The 25,023-nt window shown below is 61.5% G+C and carries 23 protein-coding genes, 1 tRNA gene and 1 pseudogene; 11 read left to right on the top strand and 14 right to left on the bottom strand.

Going from position 1 to position 25,023, the window contains the following annotated elements:
- Positions 1-2: 2 nt before the first annotated feature.
- Together ABD683_RS06395 and ABD683_RS06390 are read right to left on the bottom strand one after the other, a co-directional pair.
- The gene (locus tag ABD683_RS06395; protein WP_344768325.1) at positions 3-524 is read right to left on the bottom strand and encodes a DUF937 domain-containing protein; all 522 of its coding nucleotides are present in this window, start codon (positions 522-524) and stop codon (positions 3-5) included.
- Between the two features lie 43 nt (positions 525-567).
- Positions 568-855, bottom strand: a complete 288-nt coding sequence (locus tag ABD683_RS06390) for a chorismate mutase (RefSeq protein ID WP_344768323.1) — start codon at positions 853-855, stop codon at positions 568-570.
- Positions 856-951: 96 nt separating this feature from the next.
- Here ABD683_RS06390 and ABD683_RS06385 point away from each other — a divergent pair.
- Positions 952-1,024: transfer RNA gene (locus tag ABD683_RS06385), tRNA-Thr, on the top strand.
- 112 nt (positions 1,025-1,136) lie between these two features.
- Here ABD683_RS06385 and ABD683_RS18585 read toward each other — a convergent pair.
- Positions 1,137-2,108, bottom strand: a pseudogene (locus ABD683_RS18585) (tyrosine-type recombinase/integrase); the annotation flags it as partial.
- Positions 2,108-2,287 carry a helix-turn-helix transcriptional regulator gene (locus ABD683_RS18545; protein WP_425548487.1) on the bottom strand — a complete coding sequence of 60 codons (180 nt, stop codon included), beginning with the start codon at positions 2,285-2,287 and terminating at the stop codon, positions 2,108-2,110. The gene ABD683_RS18545 and the pseudogene ABD683_RS18585, both read right to left, overlap by 1 nt.
- 277 nt (positions 2,288-2,564) lie before the next feature.
- Between ABD683_RS18545 and ABD683_RS06375 the strand changes: the two genes are divergently transcribed.
- Entirely contained in the window at positions 2,565-3,059 is a 495-nt protein-coding gene (locus ABD683_RS06375; protein ID WP_344771570.1) for a helix-turn-helix domain-containing protein, read from the top strand.
- A complete protein-coding gene (locus ABD683_RS06370) occupies positions 3,056-3,607 on the top strand; it encodes a DUF6036 family nucleotidyltransferase (protein WP_344768321.1) in 552 nt (183 codons plus the stop codon). The genes ABD683_RS06375 and ABD683_RS06370 overlap by 4 nt, the downstream gene beginning before the upstream one ends.
- A 149-nt stretch (positions 3,608-3,756) precedes the next feature.
- Here the strand turns inward: ABD683_RS06370 and ABD683_RS06365 are convergent, their stop codons facing one another.
- From ABD683_RS06365 to ABD683_RS06355, 3 genes are all read right to left on the bottom strand, one after another.
- Entirely contained in the window at positions 3,757-4,239 is a 483-nt protein-coding gene (locus ABD683_RS06365; RefSeq protein ID WP_344768319.1) for a hypothetical protein, read from the bottom strand.
- Between the two features lie 726 nt (positions 4,240-4,965).
- Positions 4,966-6,699: a DUF5677 domain-containing protein gene (locus tag ABD683_RS06360; RefSeq protein WP_344768318.1), complete on the bottom strand. Its 1,734-nt coding sequence runs from the start codon at positions 6,697-6,699 to the stop codon at positions 4,966-4,968.
- Positions 6,700-6,890: 191 nt separating this feature from the next.
- Positions 6,891-7,469: a hypothetical protein gene (locus ABD683_RS06355; RefSeq protein WP_344768316.1), complete on the bottom strand. Its 579-nt coding sequence runs from the start codon at positions 7,467-7,469 to the stop codon at positions 6,891-6,893.
- 187 nt (positions 7,470-7,656) lie between these two features.
- On the opposite strand from ABD683_RS06355, the gene ABD683_RS06350 reads away from it, so the two are divergent.
- The 3 genes from ABD683_RS06350 (at position 7,657) to ABD683_RS06340 (ending at position 10,071) form a co-directional block, all read left to right on the top strand.
- Complete coding sequence (locus ABD683_RS06350) at positions 7,657-8,112, top strand: hypothetical protein (protein ID WP_344768315.1); 456 nt, start codon at positions 7,657-7,659, stop codon at positions 8,110-8,112.
- 160 nt (positions 8,113-8,272) lie between these two features.
- Positions 8,273-9,349 (top strand): hypothetical protein, encoded by a 1,077-nt coding sequence (locus ABD683_RS06345; RefSeq protein WP_344768314.1) that lies wholly within the window; start codon positions 8,273-8,275, stop codon positions 9,347-9,349.
- Between the two features lie 224 nt (positions 9,350-9,573).
- Complete coding sequence (locus ABD683_RS06340; RefSeq protein ID WP_344768313.1) at positions 9,574-10,071, top strand: hypothetical protein; 498 nt, start codon at positions 9,574-9,576, stop codon at positions 10,069-10,071.
- 396 nt (positions 10,072-10,467) lie between these two features.
- Here ABD683_RS06340 and ABD683_RS06335 read toward each other — a convergent pair whose 3' ends face one another.
- Entirely contained in the window at positions 10,468-10,917 is a 450-nt protein-coding gene (locus tag ABD683_RS06335; RefSeq protein WP_344768311.1) for a hypothetical protein, read from the bottom strand.
- A 294-nt stretch (positions 10,918-11,211) separates the two neighbouring features.
- On the opposite strand from ABD683_RS06335, the gene ABD683_RS06330 reads away from it, so the two are divergent.
- Positions 11,212-13,038 (top strand): CocE/NonD family hydrolase, encoded by a 1,827-nt coding sequence (locus tag ABD683_RS06330; protein WP_344768309.1) that lies wholly within the window; start codon positions 11,212-11,214, stop codon positions 13,036-13,038.
- Positions 13,039-13,161: 123 nt separating this feature from the next.
- On the opposite strand, the gene ABD683_RS06325 is transcribed toward ABD683_RS06330, so the two are convergent.
- Complete coding sequence (locus ABD683_RS06325) at positions 13,162-13,992, bottom strand: fumarylacetoacetate hydrolase family protein (RefSeq protein WP_344768307.1); 831 nt, start codon at positions 13,990-13,992, stop codon at positions 13,162-13,164.
- A gap of 316 nt (positions 13,993-14,308) precedes the next feature.
- On the opposite strand from ABD683_RS06325, the gene ABD683_RS06320 reads away from it, so the two are divergent.
- The 3 genes from ABD683_RS06320 to ABD683_RS06310 are packed head-to-tail and all read left to right on the top strand — an operon-like array spanning position 14,309 to position 17,199.
- Positions 14,309-15,139, top strand: a complete 831-nt coding sequence (locus ABD683_RS06320) for an alpha/beta fold hydrolase (protein WP_344768305.1) — start codon at positions 14,309-14,311, stop codon at positions 15,137-15,139.
- A gap of 1 nt (position 15,140) precedes the next feature.
- A complete protein-coding gene (locus tag ABD683_RS06315) occupies positions 15,141-16,313 on the top strand; it encodes a VOC family protein (protein ID WP_344768303.1) in 1,173 nt (390 codons plus the stop codon).
- A 25-nt stretch (positions 16,314-16,338) separates the two neighbouring features.
- Positions 16,339-17,199, top strand: a complete 861-nt coding sequence (locus ABD683_RS06310; RefSeq protein WP_344768301.1) for a sugar phosphate isomerase/epimerase family protein — start codon at positions 16,339-16,341, stop codon at positions 17,197-17,199.
- A 27-nt stretch (positions 17,200-17,226) separates the two neighbouring features.
- Here the strand turns inward: ABD683_RS06310 and ABD683_RS06305 are convergent, their stop codons facing one another.
- Both ABD683_RS06305 and ABD683_RS06300 read right to left on the bottom strand, forming a co-directional pair.
- Positions 17,227-17,580 (bottom strand): hypothetical protein, encoded by a 354-nt coding sequence (locus ABD683_RS06305; protein WP_344768300.1) that lies wholly within the window; start codon positions 17,578-17,580, stop codon positions 17,227-17,229.
- Between the two features lie 53 nt (positions 17,581-17,633).
- Positions 17,634-18,758, bottom strand: a complete 1,125-nt coding sequence (locus tag ABD683_RS06300) for a class I SAM-dependent methyltransferase (RefSeq protein ID WP_344768298.1) — start codon at positions 18,756-18,758, stop codon at positions 17,634-17,636.
- 364 nt (positions 18,759-19,122) lie between these two features.
- Between ABD683_RS06300 and ABD683_RS06295 the strand changes: the two genes are divergently transcribed.
- Positions 19,123-20,052: an LLM class flavin-dependent oxidoreductase gene (locus ABD683_RS06295; protein ID WP_344768297.1), complete on the top strand. Its 930-nt coding sequence runs from the start codon at positions 19,123-19,125 to the stop codon at positions 20,050-20,052.
- 84 nt (positions 20,053-20,136) lie between these two features.
- Here the strand turns inward: ABD683_RS06295 and ABD683_RS06290 are convergent, their stop codons facing one another.
- From ABD683_RS06290 to ABD683_RS06280, 3 genes are all read right to left on the bottom strand, one after another.
- Positions 20,137-20,856 (bottom strand): SDR family oxidoreductase, encoded by a 720-nt coding sequence (locus ABD683_RS06290; RefSeq protein ID WP_344768296.1) that lies wholly within the window; start codon positions 20,854-20,856, stop codon positions 20,137-20,139.
- A gap of 195 nt (positions 20,857-21,051) precedes the next feature.
- On the bottom strand, positions 21,052-22,881 hold the full coding sequence (locus tag ABD683_RS06285) for an acyl-CoA dehydrogenase family protein (protein ID WP_344768294.1): 1,830 nt from the start codon (positions 22,879-22,881) through the stop codon (positions 21,052-21,054).
- 86 nt (positions 22,882-22,967) lie between these two features.
- The gene (locus tag ABD683_RS06280) at positions 22,968-24,587 is read right to left on the bottom strand and encodes a long-chain fatty acid--CoA ligase (RefSeq protein WP_344768292.1); all 1,620 of its coding nucleotides are present in this window, start codon (positions 24,585-24,587) and stop codon (positions 22,968-22,970) included.
- Positions 24,588-25,023 lie beyond the last annotated feature (436 nt).

The raw sequence follows: 25,023 nt of genomic DNA, 5'->3' as shown, positions 1-25,023 counted from the left end.
CCCTACTTCGCTCCGCCGAGCAGTCCGCCGAGGATCGAGCCCAGGTCGGGCGCGTCTGACTTGGCTGCCGAGTTGGCCTTCTGCACTTCTTCCTTGACTGCCCCGGGGTCGGCCTTGCCACCCTTGGCGACGCGCGAGGCGAGGAATGCCATCACGATCGGCGCGGCGATCTTGAGGATCTTCTCGACGTCGATGCCCGAGACGCCGGACTTGTTCGACACGGCCTGGGACACGTCAGGCGTCTTGCCGCCGAGCACCTTCTCCAGGATGCCGCTGCCGGCGACTCCGCTGATGAGCGAGCCGAGGTCACCGAGTGGGTTGGCTTCGGCGTGATCGCCCAGCGCGTTGGCGAGCGATGCTGCGCCGTCGTCGTCCTGGACGTTCTTGTCGAGTCCGCCGAGCAGGGCCGGGAGGCTGTCCTTGAGGACTTCTTGCACCTTGCCGGGCTCGAGGCCGAGCTGCTGGGCGATGTTGTCGAGGGTGTCGGCGTCGATGCCGGACAGGATGTCGTCTGCGAGTGCCATGCAGGCAGCGTAGACCCGTGGGGTGAACCCGACCAGAGCGGTCTCAGCTGCGGATGGCCTCGTGGTGCCGGATGACTTCTTCGATGATGAAGTTGATGAACTTCTCGGCGAACGCCGGGTCGAGGTCGGCCTCGGCGGCGAGGGCCCGGAGCCGGGTGATCTGGCGTGCCTCACGCTCGGGATCGGCCGGCGGCATGCTGTGCTCGGCCTTCAGCTTGCCGACGCGCTTGGTGTACTTGAAGCGCTCGGCGAGGACGTGGATCAGCGCCGCATCGATGTTGTCGATGCTTGCCCGGATCTCTTCGAGCTCTGCCTGTGTCGCGTCGGTCACGGATGCGATTCTACGGTGCCGAGGTCGGTTCGATCGTGAGACGACCAACCGGTAGACTCTTGCTTCGGTTCGGCGGGCGATCCTCGCTGAACCTCGGCCGCTTTAGCTCAGTCGGTAGAGCGTTTCACTCGTAATGAAAAGGTCATCGGTTCGATTCCGATAAGCGGCTCAACGAATTGTTGATCTTCCCCCACAGAGCGCGCACCCCCGGCGCGCCCCCACTGGTTCAACCGGGTCAAAGCAGTCTCGTCGGCGGACGTCCCGAGGTAGTGAAGGTAGCGCTGAGTCGTGCTGAGGTCGGCGTGCCCCATCCACGCCTGGACCGTCGTCGGGGAGACGCCGCCCTCAAGCCAGAGGCATGCTGCGGTGTGTCGAAGGTCGTGCAGGCGTCGACCCCGTCCGGTCTCCGTCCAACGCGTTGAGAGCTTGAACGCGGTGGCATAGAGCCGCGCTCCGCTCTGAGTCGTGACCAACAGATCGTCCGGATCCTTTCCCGCGGCCATGGACCTGACGAGTGGCAGGATGGCATCGACCAGCGGGACGTGGCGACTTCGCCCTGACTTCGGGCGCTTGGTGCCAATGCCTTCAGGCTGGGCTCGTCGGATCACCAGCCTGGGGACGGGCATCTCGACGAAGTCAGCTACCTGCACCTCGCGCAGTTCAGACCACCGAAGCCCAGTCCACCCGGCGAGCCACACCGCGTCGGCCAGGGCTGGGTGGCGTACGGCGATCTCGTCTCGAACCTCCTGCAGCTCCTCGCGTGAGAACGGCATCATCTCGGCGGCTGGCGTCGCCTGCGCCGGTACTTTCGTGCGTGATACCGGATTGATCGTGATGATTCGATCGTGGATGCACGCTGCGAAGAATGCCATAAGCGTTGCCCGGTAGCGCTTCACGGTGGACTCGGCATAGCGCCGCGACCAGTCATTGATGCAGCGCTGGATCTCGCGGTCGGTCACCCGGTTCACGTGAAGGTTCGCCACTCCAGGTGGAAGCGCCTTGAGGACCGATCGGTCAGACTTGGTCGTCTTGATCGCGACCATGCCTTCCCGGTCGACCAGCCACACTGCAAACGCGTTCCTCACCAGGATCTTGCCGGCCCGAGGATCGACACCACCGGCCAGAGAGGCGCGTTCGCGCGACAGCCACGCCTCGGCCTCGCGCCTGGTATCGAAGGTCCGGCCGGCGACGTACTCTCGCCCTGATTTGAGCTCAGCACGCCACCGACCAGATCGGTCCTGCCGCACGGGCATCAGGAAGCTCGTGATTCGACGTAGGCTAGAAGGTCATCCTCGCGATACCGCGGAGCGTGGTCTGTGACCCAGATGCAGCGTGGCCCCGTGCCGGTCTGCCGCATGCGGCACAACGTCGACGGCGCGACGCCGAGGATCTTTGAGACCTCGGCCGGCGACAGGAGCTTGAGTGCTGTCATGGCGATCGTTCCTTCCTCCCACCTTGTGTGATGCGGTGCGACTTGCGTGACCCTCCAGTTTCGCTCGGTCCGGGCGGGGACGGACCGACTCGATGAGGCTCTGTGGAGAACTGCGCATGCCTACGTCCTGTGGATAGGGCGTCACTCAATAAAGGTCGGGCCCTGCGGGTTGAGGCGTCAGAGAACGTTCGAGTTTCGGGGGAACGTTGGGAGGAACGCGAGATGGGGAACGTTCCCCCATCTTGTGAGCGTTGCGTTTATTGTGTTTAATGGAGGTATGGAGAAGACGATGCTCACGACTGGAGAGGCTGCTGAGATGCTCGGCGTCTCACGCCAGCACGTCGTCAACCTGTCCAACAGGGGTGCGATCACGTCGACCAAGGTTGGAGCGCACCGCCGCATCCCGGTGTCGGAGGTCGAGAGGCTGCAGGGCACTGGCCTGACGCCCGAACGCGAGAAGTCCTTGTGGCTGCATCAGGCGCTCATCGGAGATCTGTTGGAGGATCCGGATGCGGTCATTGGCAAAGCTCGCGAGAATATCGCGCGCTGGCTGCCGCAGCAGCGCTCTGACGGGATGAGCGCTTCTTACCTGCGGGAGTGGGAGCGCATCCTGGACTCCGGCATCGACCGGATCCTCGACGCGCTCACGTCGACCGATGAGAAGTCGTATGAACTTCGCGAAAACTCACCGTTCGCCGGCGTCCTGTCACAAGAGCGCCGAGCAAAGGTTCTCAGGACCATTCGCGAACGCCAGGCTGTTCTGGTCGCGTGAACCGTACGCAGCTGGCTCATGTGTTGCGAAGTGCTTCGCGCATCGCCGGCGACAACAATGTCCTCGTCGTGGGATCGCAGGCGATCCTAGGAGTCCGCGACGAGGACGAACTGCCAGCTGAAGCAACCGCATCGATGGAAGCCGACATCGCATTCCTGGAGGATGCCGATCGCTCGAAGGCTGACGAGGTCGAAGGCGGCATCGGTGAGTTCTCTCCGTTCCACGAGGAATTCGGCTACTACGCCGAAGGCATCCACATCGACACGATCGTTCTCCCGGACGGATGGAAGGAACGTCTCATTCGACCGAAACTGGCCGACGCCGAGCCTGCCGAAGCGGCATTCCTCGACCCGCATGACCTCGTGGTATCCAAGCTGGCAGCTGGACGTACCAAGGACCTTGCTTTCGCTCTCGCACTCGTCGAGGTCGGGTTGGTGGACTTGGATGTCTTGCTCGACAGGATTTACGCGATGCCAGCCGGTGTCCACCAGTCGGTCATTGACCGCATGATCGGCTGGGTAGATGCGATGAGGAATACAGGCGACTGATTCCTCGATCCCGTGTTGCTTGACCCGTACGCGGCGAAATGACGCACTCCAGGAAGGTCATCAGCATTCGCCGTGCCGGTTGACAATGAGCGTAGTGCCGAAGGTTGCAATCCAACTCAGGCATATTCTCGCAACCTCGCTGCTGACCCCTAGTCGTCGGTGGCGCGAACGGTACGGTGGCCGTCGTAGTCGAAGTGCAGGGTTTGGAAGTAGTCGCGGAATCCGATGCCGGTCTCGCGCTTCGCGGGACCACCTCCGGGCGGCACGGTGATAATGAACCGCATTCCCAGCGGCGACTTGGCGTCGATGTGTTCGGGTCTGGGGCCCCCGACCGGGTACCCGGGAGCAGCTGGCGCTACCTGATGGTCGGGGAGATCGTCGCGATCGGCGAAATGTTGAACCGCTGCCACGCGGAACATCGTGCCATGGGACACCGCGAGCATGTAGGCGTCTGCGAGCAGCGCTGACGACTTGAGCCGAAGTTGGGTGACCTCCAAACCTTGGCGGTGCCCATCTACCTTTGGACCGCGGGCGAGGAGTTCGACCACGGGTTGGTCGAAGATGTCGACAGCGTCGGGCCCATTAAGGGCGCTCACCGGGATGGTGTCTTCGGCGGTAGGTCCGGTGGTCATGAAGGTGACTCGCAGGTCTGACCGAGCGCGGACGGCCAAACCGTGCTTCACCTTGTTGTGACCCGCTTGCAGGTCTATGTCTGCAGGTGTGAGCAGACGGATGGCGTAGCCGAGCCATTCGACTAGTACGTTGCACGCGCCGACAATGTCTGGGTTGCTGCGTGCAGCGGCGAGGTTTGCGGGTTCGACGAGCGAACGAAGCATCCGTTCGCTCGCCTCGGGTGCGTGTGAAACCTCGTTGAGTCGGTCGATGGCGCCTTGAATCTGTGTGGGGCCGGTTGCGATCTCTGCCCACAGGCAGGGAGCGTCGGCGGATGGTGACGGTGCGAGGACGGCGCACGCGAGTCGTACGACGGCCTCTGCGGCGTGGTGGCGAAGTGCGAGGGCATCGGCGGCAACTTGAGCGTGGACGTCGAGGATGTTGAACGGTCTGTCAGTTGCGGGTCGTTGAAGGTAGTGGTTGAACTCGGCTCGGATGCTGCCAGGTTGAGCTTCGGGCAGCGACGTTTCCTCCACAGGTGCGTTTTCGCACCAGGTTAGGAGTGACGCGATGCGGGAGCGGAAATACTGGAAGGGGTCTGAGGCAAGGAATGTGTCGTCAAGCTCCTGTGCCTGCTGTTCTGTCAGATGTTGGCCAGTAGGTGGCAAGTTCGTCCGAGCGTAGTGGCGTCGATTGCACGGGCTCGACCTTTGGCAGCGCCCGGTTTAGCTGGGAGCCCGAGTGGTTCAGATGATGGCTCGTCGTTGGGGCGCGGTGGAGCCTTCGTAGTCGGTGATGAGTGCGCTGGCGTGTCCGAGGATGGACTCAAGGAAGGCGGGTCCGGCGTAGGAGTCGAGGTCGTTGCTGAGGATGCGGTGGCGTCGGTGGGTGGGGTTGGCGCACCGCACGAACACGTTCTCGTCGATGATGGACCATTCTCCGTGCACGTTGGAAGAGGCGGGTTGGAAGAGGATTCGGTACTCGGTTTCCATGCCAACTTCGGCCGCCATCTTGCGTGTGTCAATGCCGGCGAAGCTTCCGCCGACCTCGATTGGTTGGAACTCTTCCATGATGTCCTGGTTGACGAGGGCGTCAAGATGTTGGGCGTATTCGACCATGGCCGCCGGCGGCTCATCGGACTCATCGATGAGTTCCTCGATTTGAAGTTTTAGGAGTTTGAGCTTGCCCATGCCGTAGGCCTTGAACTTGGCGTAGAGGTCAGGGTCGTCGCGGGTGGCGAGGAACCTGAAGACGATTCGGGTCTCGACGAACGTCCTGAGGAGTGGTGCTCCGTGTTCCATGGTCCACATGGCTGGGTACGCGGCGAACACGTCCAGGTAGCGGAGGGTCCGGCCGACGAGGCCTGTGAGAACTTCGTATCTGTCGGGGTTGTACAGGTCCGGGTCGGTGGTGCTTGCGAGCTGCTGGAACTCGGTGCGGAGTTCGGCGACTGCGTCGTTTGCGGCCTTCGTGACCCGGCGCCAGTAGGTTCTGCCGTCGCCGTCGCCGTCGCCGTCGCCGTCGCCGTCGCCGTCGCCGTCGTCTGTATCAGTGGCCGCCGCCGGTTGCAGGCGAGCCTCCGGATGAGTGCACGCGAACAGGCGCCAGTTGGACCGCCAGAATTTCTCGGCCCACTCCGGCGTCTCGTCGCTGCTGCCGAACATCTGAAGCGCACTGAACATCGAACTGATGGTCGCTTCGGCGGCGCCCCTGTCCTGCTCGTTGTCGTAGTGGGGCCAGCCATCCAACAGGCGCATCGAGCTTCGGGCTCCTTCGCCGAACGTCGCCTGTCCAGAAACGGCCATGCGGTTGCACATGAAGGCCTTCGCCCAGATTGCCGTGGGACTGCGGCGTGGGCCTGCTGCGGCGAGGAGGTCGCTCAGAACTCTTTGTGCGCGTTCGGGGTCCACGGACAGGCCGCGGCGGCGCCAAGGGTCCAGCAGCCAGGATCCGGGGGCGTCGGGGTACATGCCGAGAACGTGAGCGAAGTCTTCGGACACGAGTGCTTCGTACGCGTCGTTCTCCTCTAGCGCGGTCAGGGCGGCGGTTCGCTCGTTGGGCGTGAACTTCTCGAACTGAGTGAGTTGGCCGATGAGCGTGTACGCCGTCCGGGTCTCCTCCTCGGGATTGGTGCCTGCAGCCTTTGGCGCGTCAGTGGGCGCCGCGCCCTCGTCGGAGGCACCCGGGGCAGTGCGGTCTGGGGTGTACGTGATGCCGGCGGCATCATCGACGAGGTTGATGAGAGCATCGAGGTTCGCGAACGCCTCGGTTGTCTGAGACCGCACGTGGTGGCAGATGAGGAGGTAGTCCGGAAGGCTGTCTCGCTCCCACGCGACTGTGCGCAAGGTGTCGCCCATGATGTTCATGATCGGCGGCGTTAGCGTCCGACCCTTCTGACGGTGGTCTTTCAGCGAGCTGTTTCCGCGCGTGGGCTTTTGGCGTCGCTGCGCATTCCTGTTCGGCTTCTTCTTCTTGGTCACCGCATCGGCTCCTGTTTCTCATCTGTGCACGCCTATAGCGGTGCCGGCCGTCAGAATCCAGTGTGGCCGAGATCGGGGACCGCTCGCCGCCGAGACGGGGTCATGTTTCAGCACCGGGGATGTTGTGCTGCTCTCCGGCGGGCAAGTGCCCAACTCGAACACATGATGTGAATGCGTGTGGTTCGTGATGCCTATTGGTCATCCATGTGGTTGGAGCGCCACTGCACGCCGTATCGCCGAATGACGCCGAAGCGACGCCTCCACCATGGAATGTTTTCTCCGGGATACATCGCAGGTGGGAATGGGTTTGAGACCGGCAGCTTCTCAAGCCGCCAAGTTCTGGCGCGCTTGATCCAACTCAATCTCGGCAGGGACGGAAACCTGTCATGGACGACCACCAGTGCCGCTTTGCTCAGGTCGTCAGCATTCGCAGCTTGGATGAAGACCGACTCACCCGCCGTGATGACCGGGATGAAATCGACCCAGTTTGATGCGGGAGAAGTCGCAGGAGCTCGATCCTGGCGTATGCCCGCCGTGCAGCCCGACCCCGCAATGGATACTCGCCAGGCTGGTCCGTTGCCGACATTCGTGAGCGTCAGGGGGTAGCCGAACTCTTTGCGGTCGCCCTTGTAGTCGGAAGGGATTGAGATCATGTGGCCGACGAGCGACAGATGAGGTCGCGGCTTGTCCAGGTATCGGATCGCGATCGTCACAATCGCGGACACAATTGCGCTGATCGGTACGATCGTCCACCACTGAGGATCGTTCACCTCAGCAACCTATCGCCTCGTCGTCCCCAGCAGCCTCATCCTGACGGGCTGCGCGGAGCTGAGTTGCCCTACGGTCTTTGACCAGACTCGCGGTCATCCGCTCAGCCCAAGTAGGAGAACCGGCGGTCACCGGCAGTGCGCTTCGGGTGTCCTTCGGAGTGTCAGCGCCGGTCTCTATCGTGGTCTTGTGAATGAGGCTTGGTGGGCGCTGTCGGGAGTTGCTGTCGCCGGCACCATGTCGCTACTCGGGGTCTGGATGTCTGGGCGACGAGACGATCGACGAGCGGATACAGACCGCAGGAACGCGCACGACCTGTACGTGCGCGAAAGACGCCGTGAGGCATACGGCAACTTCCTCACCGTATGCCTGGAAGCGGAGAAGCGGGCCGAGACCGAGCCGCTATCCGAAGCAGACGTGCAGTCTCTCCAGACGTTGGTGGTGCGCGCGCAGAGCGACATATTGATGTTCGGAAGCGACAGGGCCGCACAAGCATCCACCCAAGCCATGGGGGAAGTCATCGGAGCGCTCAGGGGTGTGTATCCGGTACCAATCGAAGGCCACAAGGACGGACTGAGTCAGCTGCTGATGGTCGCACGCGAAGAACTGGGCGGCGTCCCACCCCGTGGTTCGGAGTGTTCTTAGTTCTTCAGACCTGCCTACTGGAACACAAAATCGACCAGTCAGGTGCGAAACAAGTGTCAGCCCGCTAGCCAGTGACGGAACGCATACTCGTCCGCGATCGCAACTACGTATCCTGAGTCGGGAGGGCATTTTGTCTCCCCAGCCAATTACGCTTCGCGCCATGGACGAAGACGTAAAGACCCTTTGGGTTCCTCTGCGTTCTAACGCTCACTCCCTGCTTGCTGGTGCTCCGATCCAGGGATTGCGGCGACGGCTGAAGCAGGCTGCAATCTCGTACGACGAAGTGCTGCTCGAAAGCGGTGGCCTCAGCATCACCGCTGGCCCGAGCGGACGAATCGAGATGCCGCTGCCAGACGAAGGCTCGCTGGCATTCCAGACCGCTCATCAACGCCACGTCGCGAGAGGACAACGTTTTCACCTGAGCCTCGGCACAGAGGACGTCCAAGGAGTAGCGGCAAACGAGATGCGCACGTTCATCAACTCTGAGACTTCCATCATCTGGGTCCCCACCTTGCAACCATTCGCGCGGGAATTACCGCCGAGCGTTGACTGGATGAAGTATGTGACCTCTCCAGTAACGAATTCCATCAAGAAGACGACTGATGATTGGCGACGGCGCGATGAGCGAAACGATGCGCTTCGCGAACTACTGCCCGAAAGCTTCGTGCGCGGGGCTGTCATCGGCCACGCCGATCGCGATCTAGCAGTCGCCGCGCATGTCGGAGTGTCCGTCATGCAGGACTCGCGCCATAGGGCTGTTCTTGGCTCACGGTTCGCTGACTCCGACTGGCACGCGACAGGGTTTGCACTTCCACTGCTGATACCCGATGTGGGCGAACTCGACTGGGAAGCCGTAGCGACCATACGGTCGCACAGAGCAATGAAGGACTTCAGGCGGATCCTCCAAGAGATTGAGCAGATGACTCTCGAGCAGTCGCGCGACGGGGATGTCGAGACTGCAGTCCGCCATGCCATGGAAAAGCATCTCGTGAAAGCCACTGGGAAAGTCGAGAGTCTTGGTGCGATTCCGAAGGCGGCCACCGTCGAGTTTGGGGCGGGAATCATGCTCGGAGTTGCGACGGTCGGGCTAGGTGGTCCCGCTGCCCTCGTTGGAGGCGCGGCGCTCGGCTCCGTTGTCGCGGGAATGCAGACGGCGATCGGTGTCGGCCGAACGCGACGCAATAAAGGCTGGGTTTCGGTGTACGGCGAACTGCTGGACAACACCGGACCTCTGTAACCGGATCTGGGTGAAATGACGCTAGCGCGGTGCCGCATGTGTTGGACCAGGCCGGCCGTAGGAATGCCTCGACCCTTCGGAGACCTCCTGTCATGCGGTTCACGTTCCCCGCACGTCTTTTCGTCAGTTTTCCGGGAATGCATGAGGTGTGTGACGAAATTCTTTGGATGAGGTGTCGTCTCAGGTAGGAGTACTCGACCTTTGTTGTTCAGGAGGTTCTCCCGATGAGTGATGACAAGGGATCGAATGAGCCGAGCAAACCTCGGTTGTGCGAGCGGTGTGGTGAGCGGATGCCGCCGCAGGAGAGAGGCAGGCCGCGGCGCTGGTGTTCCCAGCAATGCCGGCAACTGGCATACGAGGAACGTCACGGGCTGGAGAGCTGGAAGGACAAGCAGCCGAGGGTCAACAGTCTGTCGGATGTCGTGGAGGTGATGTCGGAGCGTGGTGCTCGTCGCTATGTCACTGGGATCCCGGCGTTGGACAAGCATCGTCCCGACCACAAGTGGACGACATGTATGGCTGTTGTTTGCTCGGATGAGTTCTACATGGGTGTAGTCCTGGACGCCGTGGCGAACCTGCTTAGTGAGGACAAGATCCCGGACACGTTGGACGGTCGCTTCCTAGCTGGAGGTATCGCGCGACTCGTCAACACGGTCGTGCCTGGAGCGATCCAGCGAGCTGAGCCAGCCAGGTCCGACGGGCCGAGCGACGCAGCGTCTTGATGCGATGGAACTAGTTCTGCGATGCGCGACAGCCGGGCTCGCAACCCAGAGGTCACAGGTTCAATCCTGTCCCCGCTACGACCGTGATGTCTCAGGACATCGGAAACTCCCGGACCTGCTGAATGCAGGTTCGGGAGTTTTGCTATTGGGCTTGGTAGTCGCGGTGTGGGTTGATGGTGAGTTCGCGGGAGGAGTTCGCCGGTGATGGCGTTGACGATGCGGACGTGTAGGTCGTGGATGAGCAGGATGACGTGGGTTCGGTCGGCGCCGATGTGGTGGAGGCGGCCGTTGGCGCGCAGCGTCACGCAGCGGGTCTTGTCGTTGCGATCTGTGAATCAGTATTGATAGCTGTGAGATGCTGACCGCCTGCGCCGCCTGCGCCGCCTGCGCCAGCTTCTAGATTGGCAAGGAAAGAATCGCGCGCAGTTCGCGCTCAGCAATCGTGGCGTCATGGGTTTTGAGCATGACACCACAGCCGTTGTATGACGCGATATTGCTGAGCTGCGGAGACGGACGGTTCTTCAAACGGACCGTGGCTCGAACATCGACAGACTTGTCGCTGCTGGAGGGACGCTGAATCATCTCTGCTCCGATCACGCCATGGAGGCTGTCTCCGCAGTTCAGAACAATCGGTTCGCCTGACGCTGCGAGGGTCGAATGGGGGCGCTCGAGATACAGGGCGCCAGCTGGGAACTGCGACTCCGTGCCGTGCTGTTCGGCCGAAACAACCCGTAGCTCTGTTATCTCCACCGGGGCAGGGCCAGAATTTGTCACCGTGAGCACGCTGTCACGAATCCACAGCGAGACGCTCGGGCGATTGTGCCAGCGGGCCATGGGGAGACGCATGTAGAACTCCTTGCCATCTGTTGTTCGGAAGCTCGAGGACCTGTCATGCGACAGTGAAATGGTCCGAAGGTGCCCCACGCCCGCACCGTTCTGATACGAGCCGGACCTTCGAACAAGTTCGCCGCAACTCATCAGGCCGGAGATTCTAAGAATCTGAAAGCCATGGGTCTCGTTGAGTGGAACATGGCGGGTTGCCTCCCCCTCGCTTCAGCGCGAGGATCCGGACAGCACAACGGCGAAGGTCAGAGGATCCGGACGACTCGCCACCCCGCACGGCGACGCCAATGAGGACACATGGTCGAAATTGAAATCAAGGATGTCACCGTCACAATGCGCGACGGCGTCACCCTTCACACGCGTCTTTACCTACCCGACGGCGGCCCGCATCCCGCGTTGCTTCGCCGCACCCCGTATCCCTGGGAATGGATGGGTGTCGACGCGTTCAATAATCCCAACAAGGCAATTGCCGAGCGGGGCTACGCCTTGGCGGTGCAGTACGTCCGAGGACGATTCGATTCACAGGGGGAATTCGAACCATTCCGAGACGATGTCGAGGATGGCTATGACTCCATCGAGTGGCTGACAGAGCAGAACTGGTGCACTGGAAAAGTCGGCATGTACGGCATTTCATACGAGGCGTCAGTCCAGACAGCGGCCGTGCTCTCAGGACATCCAGCGCTGAAGTGCATCGTTCCTGCGGCATTTGGAACAACATTCGTCGACGGGTTCCCATACGCCGCGCCCGGAGTTTTTTCTTTGGGATCAAGTCTCGGCTGGGCGTTTCAGGCTGCCGTCGATCTCCAGGCCGAATCGGCAGCGCTCGAAGCGCCCGATCCCGACCTGCAGGAACAGCAAAGCGAGGACACCAATTCGACTGACGCCATCTATGAGATGTATCGACAAGCAGCCGAGGTTGGGTGGCATGAAGGCTTGCTGGAGTTCACGAACCAGTTCCGGGATGCGCTCCTCCCACTGATGGAATCTGGCCCAGCCAAGGACTTGGAACCGATGCGAACCTTCGCTCCGTGGTGGCGCAAGTGGGTGGAATCGCACGCGGCAAGACATCCGTACTGGTCTGAGGTATCCGCCGCTGAGCGCGACGATCTGATCGTCCCTGCCCTGCATATCAGCGGATGGTTTGACCAGTTCCTTCAGGGAACGATCGATCGCTACTCACGATGGAGTAGTCACGCATCGACTCCCGCAGACCGCCAAGCTCAACGCCTCATCTTGGGGCCTTGGGCACACGGACTATCCAGCGCGCAATGGGATGGCCATCTCGCGGCCTCGCCTGAGCTGGAGATGTTCGATCATCCAGACATCGCGTCGTTCCAGAGTCGCTGGCTACAGGACGAGGCTCCCTCGACGCTCGATCAAGAAGCCCCAATCAGGATCTTCGTGATGGGCGACAACGTGTGGAGGGATGAATGGGAGTGGCCGTTGGCCCGAACAAACTGGACTCGCTTGTATGTCCACAGCGCCGGAGATGCCTCAGGAGCTGGCGGCAGCCTGGATTCAACAGCGCCAAACGTAGAGCCTGCTGACACCTACGTCTACGATCCCAGCGATCCGGTTCCGGCCATCGGCGGCGCAGTGATTCCCGGCGTGGTCCTGCCAGGTCCGGGACCGTACGACCAGACGGAGGTGGAGAACCGCGCGGACGTGCTGACCTACACCGGCCAGCCACTGGTTGAAGAGGTAGAGGTCACTGGGCCAGTAACGGTCGACCTGTGGATCCAGTCCTCAGCGGTTGACACCGACTTCACGGCCAAGTTGGTTGACGTGTTTCCCACTGGCGAGGCGGTCTTCATATGTCAGGGCATAGTCCGACCGTGCGTCAGCGACCTTGGAGGCGCCCAACTCGTCGAAGGATCCACCTACCACCTCAAGGTCGAACTCACCTCGACAAGCTACGTGTTTCAAGTTGGGCATTCGGTACGTCTCGAGATCTCCTCCAGTTGCTTCCCGGTCTACGATGTCAACCCGAATACCGGCTCGCGCTACTTCGATGACACGACGGGTGACTCCGTCAGCGCGAATCAAGTGGTATTCCATGACAGCCAACGCCCCACACACCTGACGCTGCCTGTCATCCCGCGAACACCACCGAAGGCTTCATAGGCTCGACCAGGATCAGCCCAACTGGATCAGCGGCCTGGTAGACGATTTCCTATGACGGTTGCGGGCAAGGTCCGCACTAACGAAATGCGAGAGGAATCGACCCGTCGGTTGGGCCTGTAAGCCTCAGGCCGAGATACACGACTGGCGTTGTGTCCCCAACCCTGCGATCTCAAGTTCCATGACGTATCCGGGGCGCAGGAAGACGTCATCGTCCTGACCCAGTGCGACACCGGCTGGCGTCCCTGTGTTGATGATGTCACCTGGGTAGAGCGTCATGAACTGGCTCAGGTACCACACCAGGTAGTCGATGCCGAAGATCATGTCGGCCGTCGATCCCTCCTGTCGGATTGTGCCGTTCACGTAAAGGCGCAGCGTGAGCTCCTGAGGATCGGCGATCTCATCTGCGGTGACAAACCAGGGCCCGAGAGGGTTGAAGGTTTCGCAGTTCTTGCCCTTGTCCCACTGGCCGCCACGCTCGAGCTGGAACGCTCGCTCCGACAGGTCGTTGCTGATTGTGTAGCCCGCAACGAGCTGCATGGCGTCTGCCGGCGACTCGAGATAGCGCGCCTGCCCGCCCATCACGACGGCCAACTCGATCTCCCAATCAGTCTTCACTGACGTCTTCGGGATAAGCACGTCGTCGTTGGGTCCCACCACCGTGTCCGGTGCCTTCAGGAACACAATTGGCTCAGCGGGAGGAGTTGCACCGGTCTCGCGAGCGTGATCAGAGTAGTTCAGGCCAATGCACACGATCTTGCCGATTGACGCCACCGGGGGACCGAACCGGGCCGGGTTGATGACCGGCATGGCGGTGACGTCGTGAGTCGTCCAATCTGTCATCAAGGTGTCCGGTCGGACGTCATCGATCACGCGTGAGACGTCGTGCCACTGGTCGTCGGATCCGAATGCGACAGGTACCTCAGCGCCCGGCGCTCCGATGCGAGCAAGCCTCATGTCACCACTCCTCGATAGTCGTATGAGCGCCACAATCTCACCGCTGCGGGTGGCCCTTCCACGACTACGTGCTGCTGACCGGGACCCGAACAAACGAGGGGGTTGACGCGGCGTGCCGCTGGTCGGGACACGTCCCTTGTCGCGTCGCGGCGTGCTCTGCATGGTTGGTGCATATCAAAAAGGTGGAACTGAACGTGCAGTTCAGGCCTCGAAGGGAACTGACGCTATGAAACTCCCCGCCGGATGGACGATCGAGCCCACACCGACGGAGGTGCCAGACCCTGGCGCAACCTACCGCAGTGTGTGGCGGGAGCTGATGGGCACTGAGTTCCGGCAGTACTACGTCGACGCAGTCGGCCTTCGGACCCGGGTAGTCGAACTCGGCTCGCCGGACGCCCCGCCGCTCGTGATGTTGCACGGCACGGGTGGGCACTGGGAGGCGTTCAGCGCGAACCTGCCCGTGTTGGCCGAGCATTTCCGTTGCATAGCTTTCGACATGCTCGGGTGCGGATTCACCGACAAGCCGGATCGCCCATACGAGATCAAGGACTATGTCGAGCATGCACTGGCGGTGCTCGACGTACTCAGAGTCGAACGGGCCAGCTTCATCGGCGTCTCTCTCGGCAGCTGGGTCGCCTGCCGTCTCGCTCTTACGGCGCCGGAACGCGTCGAGAGGCTCGTCCTCAACTCGCCGTCGGGGCTGTTGCCGCTTCCGAAGTCGGCAGCCTCTGTAGTTGACCAGCGCCGCAAAGTGTCGCAAGAGGGCACCCCGTCGTGGTCAGACATTCAAACGATGCTTGAGCACCTGTTCTACGACCAGAACTCCATCGTTGACGACATCGTCGCGGTGCGCCAGCAGGTATACAGCTTGCCGAGCGCGCCGTTGGAACGCACTCTGACGCTGTTCGACCCCGAGGTGAGGCAGCGCAATCTCCTGACCAACGACGAGTGGGCGGCCATTGCAGCACCGACCTTGATCATCGCCCACGTGGATGCCCCCGACGACTATCTGCGCACCGGCCAGGCCATCGCAGAGCTGATGCCGAACGCAGTGATCGCCGAAATGCACGAGGTCAGCCATTGGCCGCAGTTTGAAAAACCCGAGGCCTTCAACAAGCTGGCCATCGACTTCCTGGTGGGGAGCTGACATGGCCGTCTATGACGTTGGTGGCGTACTACGGGAGCGGCCGTTCGATGTCGGACGCCTCGGCCATTTTGGTCTCTACGCCGCTGACGCCGCCGAGATGACCCGCTTCTACGGCGACCTTCTCGGGTTCCGAGTCACCGATCACTTGTTCCGTGAGGACGGGAGCGTGTTCGGCACATTCCTCACCTACAACGCCGATCATCATGCGATGGTCCTGATCGACGCCGAGATCGCCAGGGGACGCAGCGACAACTACGACCGTGGAGTCACCGTCAATCAGATCAGCTTCCAGGTCTCGAGCCTGGAGGAGGTCATGAATGCCAACTCCATGCTCGTCGACGAGGGTTCGCCGGTATGGCGAGTAGGACGAGACGTACCCGGCAGCAACTGGGCGGTCTATTTCACCGATCCGGATGCGCACACCGTTGAGCTGTTCTACGGGATGGAGCAAGTCGGATGGGATCGTCGTAGCAAGTCCAAGGCATTCGCAAAGTACGCATCCATCGCTGCACCCGCGCTGCCGCAGCCATCTGAGCTGGACGAGATTCGCTCGGTTGTTGCGGCGGGCGACGACACGGATTCCGGGCACGTGTGGGACGACGTCCGGGCGGCGGAGTACAACGTCGGAGGGGTGCTCCTCCCACGTCCATTCAAGGTCGTCAACTCCGGGCCAATCAGCCTCTTCGTGACCGATCTTGATGCTTCCGTCGCGTTCTACCGTGACCGGATGGGCATGGCGGTGACAGAGGAGAGCGATTGTCTGGGCCACCGTGTCGTGTATCTGCGCACCGGCACGGAGCACCACACGATCACCCTGCTGCCAGTCGAATTGCGGGAGCCCCTAGGACTCGATCCACGTACGACGTTGATGGGTTATGGACTGCAGGTCGGCTCGTACCGCCAGCTGCGCGATGCGGCGGACTTCCTTACTGCCGAGGGCTGCACTGTGATCGAGCTACCTTCTGGTGTGCACACTGGGATTGACTACGCACTGCATGTTGTCGACCCCGAAGGGCACTGCGTGCAGATCTATCACGAGATGGAGCAGGTCGGATCGTCCGGGATCCCCATGGCCGCCAGCGATCGCAGGCAGGTCACCTCCAGCTGGCCGGAGCACATCGACCCGACGACGCCCACGAGTCCCAACCTCACATTCCAGGGCCCACTTGGATGACTTTGGTGTCGCTGAGGAGTCACACATGACCGCCCTGCGCTATGCCACACACATTGGATTCGCGGGTCCAGACGACCGACCTCAGTTTCTCGAGACTCTCGGTACGGCTGAACCAGCAGCTCACGTCCGCTTTGCCGCCCAAGAGGGTATGGCTGGCGTGCTCTTCCCATGGGTCATCGACAAGTCGCCGCTTGAGCGGGAAGCCGTCCGACGGGCTCTCGTCGAAACCGGAATCGGCTTCAGCTGCGTCGCGTCGCTGCCGTTTGACGTGACTGCGTCCCCGATCTGGACCGATCGCTCCACACGGAATCGTTCTGCTCTCGCGGCGGCGATCGTGGACTCCTCGAACATCGCGATTTCGCTGGGCTCGACCCTCCTTGCGGTTGTCGTCGCGGCGGACGCTGCACGCCCGGACACTGCGCGACAGAGCGACGATCTAGTCGCGAACCTGCGGGACGTCGCGCTCATCGCGCAGGATCAGGGTCTCACCCTCGGCATCGAACCTATGGTGCGTATGCAGAGCTCCCTATTGCGCACGACCGCCGCTGCTGTTGACGTCATCGAGGCCGTAGATCAGCCCAACGTTGGGCTGATCTACGACACGACCCACGTGTCGATGATGGACGGAGACTTGCTCGCCGTGTTGGCTGAACACTTTGAGCACATCGTGTCGTTACAGCTCTCGAACGAACCGGGTCGGGTCGAGCCCGGCGCCGGCATCCTCCCGCTCGTCGATGTCGCAGTCGAGGCAGTGCGCCGTGGATACACAGGACTGGTCGATCTTGAGCACGGTTGGCTGCGCCCGACAAAGTCTGGCGAACAGGCGGGGCTTGCCCGCGTTCGTGCCTTCGATTCGCGGGTCAGAGACGCGTTGCTGTCCCAGTAAACGGGCGCACGTGGTTGGAGACGGACCCTAGCTCTCGACCAGCGTTGGTGTCGAACCATCAGTGGAGTCTGATGCGGCGTCTGGGTCATGTCCCTCGCCGAACAACTCCCAGTGCTGCTCCATTGACAGGTCTGGCACACGGATCGGTTCGAAGAGATGCTCTGCGTACTGATTGCGCTCGTCAACGAGGAAGTCGTGGATTTCCTCAGTCTCGCTTGCCTGGTCGAGGTCACCATCTGTGATGGCCCCGCGGGCTATGAGGGCACGCTTCAAGACCTCAATTTCCGCCTTAGCGACGAACAACTCGCCGCTGAGAGCCATGACGGTTCCCATCATGCGGCCCACAGCAGGGTCCGAAAAGTACTGATGGCGGTTCGACATCTACGCCTCCTCTAGCTGAAAGTGATACGGGTTGAATTGGGGATCGCGGTCGATCATTTCGTTGCGGTGATGAGCGACCATCCGTTGAGGTGCGATCCCTCGTTGATCCCTGTGGGGACAGGGGCGCCGGCGGTTGCACTGTCGAACCACTCGATCTCGACGTCCTTGAAGCCTGCGTCCTCCAGCTCGGCCACCATGTCCAGCGCGATGAATGAGCGCATGAACGGCTCTCGGTTGCGAGAGCAGCTACCCAGATAGAACATGTGCGTCAGCGATCCGCCCGGCTGCCGGTAAAGATCGGCGACGACGAACTTTCCGCCCGGCTTCAGAACGCGATGGGCGGAGCGCAGGAATTTGCGGGCGGCTTTCTGCGGGATCTCGTGGAACAGGGCGACAGAGTTGACGAGGTCAAACTCGGCGTCCTGGAATGTCGCGAGTTCTTCAGCGCTGTCCTGGCGGAACTCGATCTCAAGTTCGGCCTCGAGGGCGCGCATGTGAGACAGCTTCAGAGCCGGCGCGCTCAGGTCGCATCCGACCACTCGTGTTGCGGCGGTCTCGCTCTTGAACGGTAGGGCCGACAGGCCGAATCCACACCCGACGTCCAAGACGTCTTTCGGGTGGTATCGCTCCTCGCAGAGCTTGGCCAAGTTGCGGTAGCTGGTCCCTGCGCTGTCCTGCGTTGGGTAGACCTGACCGCTGATACCAGCCGCCAACTCATATGCGAACGCGTCGTAGTCATCGCTCCAGATTCCACCAGGATGCTGGTGGAAGTCCGCCCGTGTGTAGTAGGTAGGCGGGACGATGTCGGGGTTCAACTTCAGTCGCTCTGGCGAGCGAGATGCAGCAGAATCGAGCAGCTCGGCCAATTGAGGGGCTTGCTTTGAGAGCTCGGTGACGACCCCGTACCGCCCGAGGTACTTGTACTGCTGAAGCTGGTGCTCAAGCCATGAGAAGTATTGATACGTCGTGTACTTCTGCGAGTCGCGCTCGAGCTGTTCAGGAGTCGAAGCCTCAATCTCGGATTCCGTTCGGTCAGCGCGAATCTCCTTCAGAACCTGCTTGTACAGATCGGATGACCAGTACTTGCGGATACCGACCATGCAGTGCTGGTACGCATCGGCGTGCCGGTCAATTTTCGGACCAGCCTGGCCAGGCTGAGGTTTCGTCAAGACGCTCACGGTTCACTCCACTCGGTCGACTGTCGGCGGCTCTCCCGCTGCTAAACGATGCTCTCGCTCAGCGAACCCGAGGTGCTCATACCCGCCGTTGGTTGAATCGCACTGTAAGTCTGTGATTCTCGGCAGCGCAGCGTCCGCGTGCCAGCAGGTGGCACCGAGATGGCGCGTCGCACTTGGGCCTTGCCTGATGGTCGCGTCGCGGCGGCCGAGTGTGCCGGAGCGCGTTGAGAGTTGGTGGGGCTAGCCGACGAACGTCGCAGTGACTCGCTGCCATCAAGTCTCACTCTTCGGCACCACGTGGTAGGCCTCACCTGGCTTCAGCCCGAAGACTTGTGCTTCCACCACCAACGAGGAGAAGGTCCCAATGGAGTTCGGAATTCACATCGAGCCGGAAGGTGCACAGTATGACGAGATAGCGGCGCTTGCAGCGACCGTAGAGGACTCAAACTTCGCCATCTTCTCTCGCTCCGATCATTACCTCCCGCACGAACGTCCCGTCGCTCCGCTTGGTCCGACCGACGCGTGGATCACCATGGCCGCCCTTGCAAGGGAGACCAACCGGGTCAGACTCTCAGTCATCATGAGCAACCCTTCCTTTCGCCATCCGTCTCTACTCGCAGTCAGCATGGCCCAGGTCAACCAGATGAGTGGCGGCCGATTCGAGCTGGGCTTGGGCGCGGGATGGTTCCAACGTGAGGTTGAGGCGTTTGGTTTCACGATGCCCGACGTTCCGGAGGAGCGTTATGCGCGACGTGTGGAGCAGATTGCCGTCCTCAGGGGCATTTGGAATGCTTCAGCGGCAAATCCGTTCAGTTTCGACGGGGACTTCTACAAGCTGGATGCAAACGCCGGCTTGGGAGACCATGCAACCCTTCCATTCCCTCGCCTGATCCTGCCTCTAACAGACGCGCAGGAAACATTTGTGGACGCCGTGCGCTACGCAGACGAATGCAACGTGCCGTTCTCGACAGTCGATGAGACGGCAGCACAGTTCAAGCGTGTCGAGGAAGAGTGTGCTGCGCAGGGGCGCGCCGCCTCCGACCTAGAGCGCAGCGTTGCCGTGCTCGTTTGCACGGGATCGAACGACGCTGACATTCAGCGCCGCTCGGGCGTTCTCGGGACTGGCTCGGCGCATGTCGAGACGGCCCACTTTGTTGGCACGCCCACTCAGGTTCGAGAAGGGCTCAAGCCTTTCCTCGATCTAGGCATCAATCGGCTCCATTTCCAGGTCAGGGATGCCGCCGATCTGGACCACGTACGGGCAATTGGCGAAATCGTCGACAGCCTGACTTGAGTTGGCCTGACCCAGTTGCACGCCGCCCGCCGCCCCGATTAGCTGGGCCGGCGGGCTGTCTGTTAGCGGACGCTCGAGCTGTCGCTAAGCCGGAATCGTGGGCACTAGCGCCGCCTTGAAACCTTCGGGATCGACGCGCATCGCGTCCCAGACTTCGCGCGCCTTGTCGTCGGCAAGGACAAGGTCTTGTCCGGCCTCGATCCCCCGCAACACTGCATCGGCGACGCTCCGCGCACTCACCTTAGGGAAATCCATCGCCGCGACCATTTCGGTATCGATGAGGCCGGCGTGTACTCCCATTACGCGAACACCGAGAGGTGCCAATGCCGAGCGCAAACCATCGCTTACCGCCAGCGCTGCATGCTTGCTCGCCGCGTACGCGGGGCTCCCAGGTGGGGTGTACCAGCTCACAGTCGACAAGATGTTGACGATCATGCCGTCGCCATTGCGTTCGATCACCGGTGCAAAGGTCTGGGCGACTCGAAGCGAACCGAATACGTTGACCTCGATTTGGCGGCGTAGTGACTCCTCTGCATCTTCCTCGAGCAGGGAGCCCGCACCGAAAATGCCGGCGTTGTTGACGACCAGGTTCACGTCTGGGCAGGCGTCTCTCGCGGCCGTGAGCTGTCGTTGATCAGTAACGTCGATCAAGGTGGGCACCAGTCGGGGATCACGAATATTCGTGAGGTCTCGAGTACCGGCGTAGACGGTGCGCGCGCCAGCGTCAGCGAGCGCTTCGCATAGTGCCTTGCCCAAGCCTCGGTTCGCACCTGTCACTAGCGCCACACAATTTTTCAGATCCATGAGACGGCATCTCCTGTTACATCTGGAACTTGACGGCTGCAGTGTTCGATCTATGAAACCTAGGGACGGCGGTGCATCGCACAACAGCGTTGAGTGCCAGACAGCGGGACCACCCGCCAGATCGCCGAAATGGGTTCGTATTCAACGGCATCGGGGGATCCCGTTTGGCGATTGATGAGCGGATGCGTGGCTAGGTCAGAGCACGCTGGCGTCAAGGTCTCTGCACAAGATCTCCTGCTCAGCCACGACATCAAACCACGCGCCCACTTTCGGGACTTCGAACCTGAAGAAGTAGCGCATTGCGGCGACTTTCCCGTGCGCCTCCGGATGCGAACTGGCTATTGCTCCGATCGCTATGTCGAGCCACACCCAAGCCACAATCACGTGACCGAAACCTTGCAAGTAGAGAGTGGCGTTTGGCAGCGCGTCTTGAGGATCACCGGTCTTCCATGCAGCCGCGGCTGATTCTGTGGCCATGCTCCATGCCCTGCTCAATGCCTCGGCTTGGTCGGCGAAGCCGGCTAGACGGGCCTTCTCGACCGTCGACGCAACTCGTGTTCCCAGCAGGCGGAGACTGCCGCCTTCGTTCTCAAGGACTTTGCGCCCCAGAAGGTCTAGCGCTTGAATGCCGTGGGAACCCTCGTGAATCATGTTCAACCGGTTGTCACGCCAATACTGCTCAACCGGGAAGTCGCGTGTGTAGCCGGCGCCGCCCAAGACTTGGATCGCCAGGCTGTTCGCCTCAAGGCACCATTCGCTCGGCCAGCTCTTGACTACTGGGGTGAGGATTGCGAGCAGGTGGCCAGCCTCGGCAGCCTCCTCATGGGATCCGGTGGCCTGGTCGTCGAGCAATCGAGCCGCATAGAGACCGAGTGCGATGCCGCCCTCGGCGTAAGCCTTCTGCGCGAGAAGCATCCTTTTCACGTCAGCATGCTCTGACAGCGCCACTTGAGGCGTGCGAGCGTCCTTTCCGGTCAGACCGATGTGCCGACCTTGGTGGCGCGTCTTAGCGTAGTCAAGCGAAGTAGCGAAACCGGCAAATCCCAATGCGGCGGCGCTCAGGCCAATTTCGATGCGGGCAGCGTTCATCATGTGGAACATCTGCTTCAAACCGTTGCCCGGTTCGCCCACCAAGTAACCGACTGCGCCCTTTGTCCCGCGCGGTGTCCACGTTCCGTCACCGAATGCCAGAGCGGTGTTCGGGATGCCTCGGTAACCGAGCTTGTGATTGAGGCCAACGAGGACGATGTCGTTGCGCTCGCCCAACGCTCCGTCGACCTCAACAAGGTACTTCGGCACGACGAAGAGTGAGATGTTCCGTGTGCCTGGATCGACATTCCCGTCCTCCCCAGGGATCTTGGCGAGGACGAGGTGCACGATGTTCTCTGTCATTTCATGGTCCCCGGCGCTGATCCACATCTTGTTTCCGGTGACTCGGTATCGTGGGCCGAGAGGGTCTTGGGCTGAATCCGGGCCGTCGGGAACTGCCTTGGTCGTGATGTCGGAGAGCGACGAGCCTGCCTGCGATTCAGACAAGCACATGGTCCCGGACCACTGACCTTGTAGTTCTCGCTGGGCGAACACGTCCCGCTGTGCCGCGTTTCCGTAGGTGAGCAGAAGCGATGCGTTGGCCTCGGTGAGCATCGACGGACTTATGCCGATGGACGCTGAACCCAGGATCACCTTGGTGGCGAAGTCGACGATTCGCGGAAGTTGCATCCCACCTTGCTCGGCGTCGTGGGAGGCGAGCAGGAAGCCGAACTCGACGACGCTGTCCCATGCCGCCTGCGTCTCGGGCGGTAGAACCACCTTGCCGTCCACGATTTGAGGCTCGTAGTCGTCGATGACTCGGTTCGCAGGCTCAAACCGTCTGGCTCCGATATCAGCCGAGGCTCGGAGCAGGGCGTTGATTCCTTGCCGATCGTGGTCCGCAAAGCGGTGCCGGGTGAGCAATGAACCGAGATCGAGCCACTCTTCAAGCAGATAGTCCAATGTGGGCAACAGCTTGTCCGTAAGCACGGTCATTCAGCACTTCTCCTGCGTTCGAGCAATGTGGGCAGACCTGTCTGATGACGGGGATCCGCTCGTTGCATAGGGCGGGGTCGGGATATTTACGGTTCGGTGGTGAACCGCTTGCGCAGTTCGGACTTCTTGACCTTCCCGGTCGCTGTGCTAGGAATTTCACTGACGAACTCAAATCGATCCGGCAGTTGCCATTTGGCAAAATCCTGGGCCAGGTGATCTCGCAGCTTGTCGACAGAAGGATCGACGTCGGGGTGCAGCGACACGACTGCGAGCGGGCGTTCACCCCAACGGTCGTCTGGCACGGCGATGACCGCCGCCTGGGCGACGTCCGGATGGGCCACCAGCTGGTTCTCCAGGTCGACTGACGAAATCCACTCGCCGCCAGACTTCACCAAGTCTTTCGACCGGTCGCAGATCCGGATACATCCACGCGGGTCGATTCGCACCACGTCGCCAGTGCTGAACCAGCCGTCGGCGGTGAAGCTCGCCGCCCCCTGTCCGTGGTGATAACTTGCCGCGACCCAGGGGCCGCGAACCTCGAGCTCTCCCATTGCGGTGTCATCCCAAGCGATGAGGTTGCCTTCGTCGTCGCGGGCGCGGATGTCGACGAGTGGGCTAGCGACGCCCTGCCTGATCCGATAGTTGTACCTGTCACTGTTGCTTGCTTGATCCAAATCTTCTGGCACGCGGCACACCGAGCCCAGGGGAGCTGTTTCGGTCATGCCCCAAGCCTGGACGATGCTCAGCTCGTGCCTGTCGAATCCTTCGAGCATGGACCGCGGCACAGCGGCCCCACCTACGATGAGTCGATTCAGTGCGGAGAGGTCCCATCGGTCTGGTTCGGCGTCGAGCGACGAGAGGACTCCCATCCACACAGTCGGGACCCCCGCTGTCATGGTGACGTGCTCAGCGGCTAACAAGTCGAGAACACTCTCGGAATCCAGTTGCGGGCCTGGCAGCACCAGTTGAGCGCCAGCGAGCGCTGCGGCGTAAGGGAGGCCCCACGCATTGGCGTGAAACATCGGAACGACCGGCAGGATCGTGTCACGAGCGGACACAGCGAATTGGTCAGGGAGGGCGACTACAAGCGAATGAAGCACGAGAGCGCGGTGTGAGTACACGACCCCCTTAGGCCGACCTGTCGTGCCTGACGTGTAGCACATTGCCGCCGCACGGCCTTCGCCAAGGACTGGCCACTCGATTGGCTCGTTGTTCGCGACAAGTGACTCGTAGTCGAGCATTCCGGCCGGGATATCGCCGGTATGACTGACGACTACAACGTGTGCGAACTCGCGACTGTCTCGAATGGTCTCGAAGACTGGCAACAGCGACTCATCAACGATGATCACGTTGTCCTGAGCGTCATTGACGATGTAGCTCAGTTCTTCGGGGAACAGGCGGGGGTTCAGGGTATGCAGCACCGCACCCATCGCTGGGACTGCGAAGTAGAGCTCAAGATGCTCACTCTGATTCCACAGCATCGTCGCGACAGGGTCACCGTCCCGCACCCCGAGCGCGGCCAGACCGTGTGCGAGTCGGCGCGCGCGTCCCGCGACCTCGCCGTATGTCGTCCTGTTGACGTCGCCCGAAGGGCGACGGGATATGACTCCCCGATTCGCGTGGAATCGTTCGGCCCGGTCGACAATGCTGGTCAACGTCAGTGGGTAGTCGTCCATGCTGTTGCCGTTGAGAATTTGGCCGGTCATGAATCCTCCGAGGTGATGTCTGCTACCTCAACTTGTAGAGATCGCTAGTCATCTTGATGCGATCCAGGGCTGAGGCATTTCGCGCCTGCACATGCTCGACGTGGATGCCGAACTCCGTGGGTACTTCCTGACGTGATGGCGGGTACGCAAGTCTTCGGCCACTCGTCATTCGTATTCAACTTTCGGGTGCCGACCAATGAGACGAACGTGAGTGCAACTCGGGAGTGCGCGCGGCTCATCTCCTTCCTTCAGAGCCGGTTCCGCCCACCGGCACCGCATGTCTGTCACCCGTGTGACACACACCACTACTCTCCGAGCAATCAAAGGTCCCGCGTTCGCACGCCAGTTGCGAGCCCAGCCAGACATCGGTCCACGTCTAAGGAGTCGGAGTGAATCGCAGAATCACCGTTTCCCTTCGATGGCAGTGGGCCGCTCT

The organism is Aeromicrobium panaciterrae, assembly GCF_039537165.1.
GTDB classification, from domain to species: domain Bacteria; phylum Actinomycetota; class Actinomycetes; order Propionibacteriales; family Nocardioidaceae; genus Aeromicrobium; species Aeromicrobium panaciterrae.
This window is presented reverse-complemented; position numbering and strand designations above follow the sequence as displayed.